Below are 6,000 nucleotides of genomic sequence, written 5' to 3' on the forward strand. Positions count from 1 at the left end.
CTGTGCCGTGCCAGGACGATCAGACGATCAATCACCCGGAAAGGGGGCGTGCCTGATGGGCAGCACCTCCGTGGTTCCCGACCTCCCCCACGGCCAGGACGACACGGCCGGGGCCGTGCACGCGTGGGTCCACGGCTGGGCCGTGTCGCGCGGCGCCGCCGACCCCGTCCCCGCGCCCTGGGGCTTCACCCTCGACGTCGGCCTCCCCGGGCACGTCGCGCGCCACGTACTGACGGCCGCGGACGAGGCGGCCGTCCGCAAGATCACCGAGAACCCGGCTGCCCCCGGCACGTGGCTGAAGGCACCCGCGCCGCCGGAGGAGTTCGAGTCCTGGCTGGGCCCCGGCTGGTCCCTGGCCGGCGGGCCCGGCTTCCTGATGTCCGCCCCGCCGCGCACCGCCCGCACCGGGGCCCCGCCGGCGGTCGCCGACGGCTACCGGCTGGACACCTGGATCCGGGACGGCGTCGCCCGCGCCCTGGTCCGCACCGCCGGGGGCGCCTTCGCCGCACGCGGCCAGGCCGGCATGGCCGGTCCCGTCTTCGTCGTCGACCAGGTCGAGACCGACCCCGCCCACCAACGCCGGGGCCTGGGCCGCCTGCTGATGCACGCCCTTGTCGACGCCACCGCCGACCGGGGCGCCACGGAGGGCGTACTGGTCGCCACCCCCGGAGGGCCGGGCCCTGTACGAGACGACGGGATGGCGGGTACTGGCCCCGCTGACGGGCGCCGTACGGACCTGACCGCTCAGAGGCCGCGGATGGCCTCGGCCCAGGTCGGAGCCGTAGGACGCCCAGCAGACGACCGACCCGTCGGTGTCGAGCTGCCCCATGAACCACTCCCCGTCGGCCAGCACGAGGCACAGGTCGTGGAACCCGAGGATCACCTCGGGCCGCAGGGTCGCGTAGTCGCCGCGGCCGTGTTCCTCGACGACCACGAGCCGGTCGAGGCCGAGCGGGGCGGCACTCCGGTCCCCCGACAGCGCGCGGATCCGCTCGACCGTCCATCCGGCGGGCAGGTTCGACATCAGACCTCGTCGAAGCCGCGGAAGGTACCCGACCCGTCGGCGGCGTCGGCGAACTCCACGAAGTCCGTGTTCGAGATGACGAGGTTGGCGGACACGTCGGGGAACCACCGGGCCGGCACCCTGAACGTCCGCCCGGGCTCCTCCCAGAGGTCCACGGCCAGGAGCGGGTGGGCCGGATCCGCCATCGTCGTCGCGTCCGCCAGGAACATGTGGACGACCAGCTCGTCCTCGTCCGCGGCGCCTTCCTCCGCCACCAGCGCCCGGACGTCCACGTCGGTGAAACGGGGGTCGCTGACGTAGGTGGCGTCGGAGCAGTCGCCGCCGGCGGCGTCGAGTGCGGCCCGGACCACGTCCCAGGCCCCCTCGTCGTCGAAGTCGGTCCGTACGACCAGTGACGTCAGGTCATCGGGCTGCGGCAGCGGCATGGAACGGATCCTCTCACCTCGCGGACCGCCCTGACGCCGCGGGTGCGGGAGACACCGGTGGCCTCGGCGATGAGGTCGCCCACGGGGCGAAGCCCGCCGCCGACGAGGCGGGCCGTACCGCTACCGCCAAAGGGAACACCCTGTGTCCTGGCGGTACGGGCCGCTGGTGTGATCGGGGTGCAGGGGGATGAACGGCACGGGCACGGTACGGCCTCCGGGTAGCAAGGGCGGGCGGTTCGGGGCCACTTGACGGAGGCGTACGAGGAAGCGGTGTGGCCCCCGACCTTCCGGCCCAGCCGCTCCCCCGCCCGCGTACGTACGTACGTACAGGCCGTACCGTCAGTCGGCCCGCGGCGCCCACGAGGCGGCATGCGCCGACGCGGTGCGTCCGCACGACCACGCCACGCCCTCGGCGAAGACGGCCACCACGCCGATCCCGGCACCGAGCAGGCCGGCGGCCATCCAGCCCCCCCTTGCCCAGCCCCTGGGCACCACCGCCTGATCGCCCGTCGGCGTCCCCCTGCGGACGGACTGGGGGTACCGGGCCGCCGCCGGAGGGAAAAATTCGCACACTCGTACCATGAATTCATGGGACCTCTGAAGCCGAACCTCATGGACCTCTTGGTCGCCCTGCTCTGCTTCACGGCAGTCTTCGCCGTCATGGCCAAGGTCCTGCTCCCGCGGATCGGGAAAGTGCTCGAGGCGCGTGATGCCGCCACCGAGGGCGTGCTGGCGCGGTGCGAGGACACGCACCTGGAGGCGCAACACGTACGGGCCGTGTACCAGGCCGAGTTGACGGCGGCCCGGCACGAAGCCGCGCGGATCCGTCAGACCGCCCTCGAAGAGGGAGCGGCACTGCTGGCCTCCGTCCGCGCGGAGGGGCAGCGGGCGCGTGAGGAACTGATCGCGGCTTCCGCCGTGCAGCTCGCGGCGGACCGGGTCGTCGCCGAGGCCGAGCTGCGCGAGGACGTGCTCGGGCTGGCCACCGAACTCGCCGGCCGCATCCTGGGCGAGCCGCTCACCGACACCGACCGCAACCGGTCCGTCGCCGACGCGTTCTTCGCCGAGGCGGACGCGGCGTAGCCGACTTGGCAGGCAGGGGGAGGGAGAAGGCGATGGTGTCCGGCGGGTACGAGGGGGCGGTCTTCCGGTTCGGCTGGCGCGGCAGCCGCTACCCGGGTGAGCCCGTCGAGGACGTGTGGCTGGCGGTCGGCAGGGATCCGGACGCCGCTTGGTGGTTCGAAGCGTACTTCGTCGGGCGCACGACGCTGGCCGGTGGCGCGCCGCTGGCGGCCGCGTTCGCCCGGTGGCTGCTGGCCGATGCGCCCGAAGGCCGGTACGAGGAGGAGTTCGTGCTCGTCGACGACGAGCCGCAGAGCGGATCGGCGCGGCTCGCGGACGGGACGCGGCTCACCGTCGAGGTCCTTCTGGGCCGTGCGGAGGCGGGTGGACCCGAGTACCTCCAGGTGCTTCTGTACGGCGAGGCCGGCGGCCGCGCCTTCGAGGTGTGCGCGCCGCTGCGGTGCCCGAGCGTGGTCCGCGCCGACCTCGACGCCGCCGCGGCCCGGCTCCTCCGGGACGCGGAGCGGCCGTCGGAGCGGGTGTGACGCCGGCTGAAAGCCGCTTGGCACTCCCCCGGTCCCGGCGCCACACTCCCGTGTTGATCATTTACGGGGGAGCACACCTCCAGGTCGACCGAGCGCGGGTCCTTGCACTCCCCCAGCCGGGAGAGGGGAAGGGCCACCAGGGCGACCGTGTTCTCGTCCGCCCAGGAGCACGTCGGGGGTGACCTTGATGCCGGCCTTGGTGCGGGCCTTCGCCGAGGCCGTTCTTGACGAGGAATCCGACCACGCCGAGCCCCACCGGCGACACGGAGACAACCGCCACCGTCACTCCGGTCCGCCTCCTGCACGGCGGGGGCGTGACGGGTGGCTGCGGCGGCCCGTACGGGCCGGAGGGGTGCGAGGGCGACTCCGTGAGGTCCTGAAGGTGCCCCCGCTCACGCACGCAACAGGGCGGCGGCGCGGCCACCGTGGGTACGGCCTCAGCGGACGTGGTTCTTGAGGACGTCGGTGTCGTCCAGGGTGATGTCCACCGGCGCGGGGATCCGTACGGTGTCGCCGAAGAAGAACGTCTGGGTGTGGTACCTGCCGTTGACCGGGTCGGCGTGCAGGACCAGCGAGCCGTTGTCGCGGTCGATGAGGAGGTACACCGGGATCTCCTGTTCCGCGTACGCGCGCGGCTTGTCCTCGCGGTCGCGCTGGTCGGTCTTCGCGTCGTACGAGGTGACCTCCAGCACCATGACGACGCCGTCCGCGGCCGCCCATTCCCCCTGGCCCGCGAAGTAGCCCTTGGGGGCGAGGACACCGTCCGGGCGGGCGTTGCCGTTGCCGTACGTCTCCACGCGCAGGCCCTGCTCCGGGTACAGGCGCAGGTCGGGGCGCTGGCGCATGCAGTGTTCCAGCAGCCACATGATGATCTCGCCGTGGTCGCCGTCGGGCACGGGCTTGACTCCCAGTTCTCCGTTGATGAGTTCGAGTTTGACGTCGTGCTGTGCGGCGGCTTCCGCGATGGCTTCGAAGGCCTCGCGGCTCATCTGCGGCCAGTCTCGTGTGATCACGGTGTCCTCCCGGTAGGGCCGTGGCCAGGGTATCCAGCCGCCGTCGGGCGCGGCACGTCGCGTAGTCGCGTAGCGGCGCGTAGTCGCGCGTAGTCGCGTACGTTCAGGGGAGCCGGCCGGCCGACCGCGAGTGGCCGGCCGGCCGGACTCGGTCAGGCCCCCGTTTCCGCGCTGCGGTAGCCGCTGGCCTGGAGGGTGAACATGGCCGCGTAGTCGCCGCCCAGGGCCATCAGCTCGTCGTGCGAGCCGGATTCGACGATGCGGCCGCCGTCGAAGACGAGGATCCGGTCGCAGTCGACGACGCTGGCGAGCCGGTGCGAGATCAGCACCGTGATCTGGTCCTCGCGCAGCCGGCCGCGCAGCACCGCCTCGTACACGGCGTGCTCGGACGGCGGGTCCATGCTCGCCGTCGGCTCGTCCAGCAGGAGCAGGACCGCCTCCTGGTAGAGGCCCCGCCCGACGGCGATCTTCGCCCACTGCCCGCCGGAGAGCTGCTGCCCGCCCTTGAACCGCTTCGACAGCAGCGCGTTCCACTGGCCGGGCAGTGCGGCGATGACCGCGTCCGCGCCGGCGGCCCGTGCTGCGGCCATGGCGCGCCGCGGGTCGGCCTCGGTGAGGCTGCCGGCGCCGGCGGTGATGTTCGACAGGGCGCTGAAGGGGAACCGGACGGGGTCCTGCAGTACGCAGGCGACCCGCTGGTGGACGGAGCGGGCGTCCATCCCGCGTACGTCGACGCCGTCCCAGCTGACGCTGCCGCGCTGGGCCTCGTACAGGCCGGCCAGGAGTTTGGCGCACGTCGACTTCCCCGACCCGTTGAGGCCGACGAACGCCACCGTCTCCCCGGCGCGGAGGGTGAAGGAGACGCCGTCCAGGGCGGGCGTGTCCTTGCCGGGGTAGGTGAAGTGGACGTCGTGGACGGTGATTTCCTCGACCCGGTCCGGCGCCCGGACGTCGGAGGTGCGGGGCAGGAGGCGGCGGCTGCGTTCCTGGACGGCGAGGAGGTCGTCGACCCAGAGGGCCTGCTCGTAGACGAGGTGGGCGACCTCGATGAGCCGCGTCAGGGAGGACTGCCCCGCCTGGATGGCCAGGACGGCGCCGGCGCCGGCGGCCAGCGGCAGCCAGCCGGCGATCAGCATGGCCGCGAGGGCCGCGTAGGTGATGCCGGTGCCGGTGCCGCCCACCGCCCGCCCGGCGAGGCCCAGGAGGGCGGAGCCCACGCCGAGGCGGGTGTCCTCCTCGGCGATCCTGGTGGTCAGGCGGCGGTGCTCGGCGAGCAGGGCGCCCTGGGCGGTGTCGGAGCGCAGCTCGGCGGCCGCGTCCACGTCGAGCAGCAGCCACGAGAAGACGCGTACGCGGCGTTGCAGGGCGTTCCAGCGCTTGAACGAGCGGAAGCGGGCGCGTGCGCTGTGGACGGCGGCCACGCCCACCGGCAGGACGGACAGCAGCAGGAGCGGGAGGAGGACCGGGTGGAGGACGCCGAGCACGCCGGCGGTTCCGAGGAGTCCGAGGGTCGCGGCGGCGAGGGAGACGACCTGCCCGACGATCATGCGGGCGTAGAAGAGCCCGCGGTCGTTGGCGCGGTGGACCTCGTCGTGCCAGTCGGCGTCTTCGACCGCTTCGAGGCGCACGTGCGCGGTGAGGTGGAGGAACTCGCATTCCAGCGCGGTGCGGATCTTGGGGGTGACGCGGGCCTGGGCCACTGCCACGGCGGCTTCCAGCAGGGCGCGGGCGGCGAGGAAGCCGGCCACGAGGACGATCTCGGGGACGGCGGCGCGGACCCGGTCGGGGGTCGGGCCCTCGGCGAACAGGTGCTGGAGGACGCGGACGGAGGCCATCAGGCCGAAGGCCGTCATGGCGGCGGAGGCCAGCTGGCAGACGACGGCGGCGAGGGTGGCCCGGCGGTCCGCCTGCCAGGCGAGCCGGCCGATGAG

At 73.4% G+C, this 6,000-nt stretch carries 6 protein-coding genes and 1 pseudogene; 3 read left to right on the forward strand and 4 right to left on the reverse strand.

The genetic code is table 11. From position 1 onward, the window contains the following. Positions 1-523: 523 nt before the first annotated feature. Positions 524-588: pseudogene (locus SSNG_RS45480) on the forward strand (GNAT family N-acetyltransferase); the annotation flags it as partial. Positions 589-1,023: 435 nt separating this feature from the next. Here SSNG_RS45480 and SSNG_RS33840 read toward each other — a convergent pair. After that, the gene (locus tag SSNG_RS33840) at positions 1,024-1,449 is read right to left on the reverse strand and encodes a hypothetical protein (protein ID WP_007268471.1); all 426 of its coding nucleotides are present in this window, start codon (positions 1,447-1,449) and stop codon (positions 1,024-1,026) included. Positions 1,450-1,788: 339 nt separating this feature from the next. Beyond that, the gene (locus SSNG_RS45050) at positions 1,789-1,911 is read right to left on the reverse strand and encodes a hypothetical protein (RefSeq protein WP_277752173.1); all 123 of its coding nucleotides are present in this window, start codon (positions 1,909-1,911) and stop codon (positions 1,789-1,791) included. Positions 1,912-2,037: 126 nt separating this feature from the next. On the opposite strand from SSNG_RS45050, the gene SSNG_RS33845 reads away from it, so the two are divergent. Then, positions 2,038-2,532 (forward strand): ATP synthase F0 subunit B, encoded by a 495-nt coding sequence (locus SSNG_RS33845; RefSeq protein ID WP_042804608.1) that lies wholly within the window; start codon positions 2,038-2,040, stop codon positions 2,530-2,532. A 32-nt stretch (positions 2,533-2,564) separates the two neighbouring features. Further along, positions 2,565-3,056: a hypothetical protein gene (locus SSNG_RS33850; protein ID WP_007268473.1), complete on the forward strand. Its 492-nt coding sequence runs from the start codon at positions 2,565-2,567 to the stop codon at positions 3,054-3,056. A 437-nt stretch (positions 3,057-3,493) separates the two neighbouring features. On the opposite strand, the gene SSNG_RS33855 is transcribed toward SSNG_RS33850, so the two are convergent. Next, entirely contained in the window at positions 3,494-4,069 is a 576-nt protein-coding gene (locus SSNG_RS33855; RefSeq protein ID WP_007268474.1) for a Uma2 family endonuclease, read from the reverse strand. Between the two features lie 152 nt (positions 4,070-4,221). Next, on the reverse strand, positions 4,222-6,000 hold a 1,779-nt coding region (locus SSNG_RS33860; protein WP_007268475.1), incomplete at its 5' end, for an ATP-binding cassette domain-containing protein.

The sequence above is a fragment of the Streptomyces sp. C genome (assembly GCF_000158895.1).
GTDB lineage: Bacteria > Actinomycetota > Actinomycetes > Streptomycetales > Streptomycetaceae > Streptomyces > Streptomyces racemochromogenes.